This is a genomic window from Paenibacillus sp. 01T47 (assembly GCF_056398245.1).
Genome location: NZ_JBFTPA010000070.1, coordinates 1 through 1,102 on the forward strand (window position 1 = coordinate 1; position 1,102 = coordinate 1,102).

Consider the following 1,102-nt stretch of genomic DNA (forward strand, 5'->3'; position numbering starts at 1 on the left):
GGTGACTTCCACTGTGAAATATGCTACACTCCGTTCAGCAATATATACATTTGTTGGGGCGGTGAGTAGATGTACTATCGTAAAGCAAATATGAATGATATTCATCAATTGGTTCATCTAAGAAAAAAGCAATTAGTTGATGAAGGGATCGAACCGAATCAAGATATTGATAGCGAACTCAATTCTTTTTTTCACAATAAGATGAGTGATGGTTCGTTAATCGAATGGATCGTTGAAGACAATGAAGAAACTATTGCTACGGGTGCAATTATCTTCTATGATTTCCCGCCTTCATTCACAAGTAAGAGTGGTAAAATGGGCTATATCACGAATATGTATACGAAAGAAAATTACCGTGGACAAGGGATAGCTACGACTTTGTTAAATAAATTAGTTGATGAAGCTAGAATCGCAGGTGTATCAAAAATTTGGCTCGGGGCTTCAACATTAGGTAGTCCGGTATATAAAAAGTTTGGTTTTATTGAAGCAGATTATTGGATGGAATTAAATCTTTAGGCAATTACAAATACTCTAATGCCGCGAAAATCGTGGCTTTTTTATTTTGTGGGATAAGGTTCCTCTCAAAAACAAATGATAAGAACTTTATCCCATTCCAGATTTTGACAAGAACTTGAACTCATTCCCGATAGATTGCAGGGAGAAGGTGAAGAAGATAAACATAAAAGTTGTAAACTGAACTCACTAATTAAGCTAACGGGCAGGAGAGTTCAGCCAATAGTTTGAGAAATTTTTAAGTACCCTGTGAAATGGAAATCGTACACATAATAACAGCAATTCCCTGGAGTTTAAGCTTCAGGACAGAAATTGCAGCGGTTGACCGTGCAAAATGGTTATGACTAGGCATGCGTATAGTCAAGTGGTTATTCATCTACATAGTATAAGATACACTTTCATGTAATATCATGAATATCTTCCGTTAGGAGTGATGTTATGGTTCAAATGCGAAATATAGGACCCATGAGACAACCGCCGCAGTCACCTCCTCCCGCATTCATCCCGCCGAAACCCGCTGTTTCTTATATCGTCGACTGCGTTTACCAGTACACTTATATTTGGCTTAGGTCTGGCGAGAACTTCTGGT

General features: G+C 38.1%; 1 protein-coding gene. It reads left to right on the plus strand.

The window, feature by feature from the left end; all coding sequences use genetic code 11:
* The first annotated feature begins 69 nt into the window (after nt 1-69).
* Complete coding sequence (locus AC1DOV_RS34685; protein ID WP_477552164.1) at nt 70-516, plus strand: GNAT family N-acetyltransferase; 447 nt, start codon at nt 70-72, stop codon at nt 514-516.
* The last annotated feature ends 586 nt before the right edge of the window (nt 517-1,102 follow it).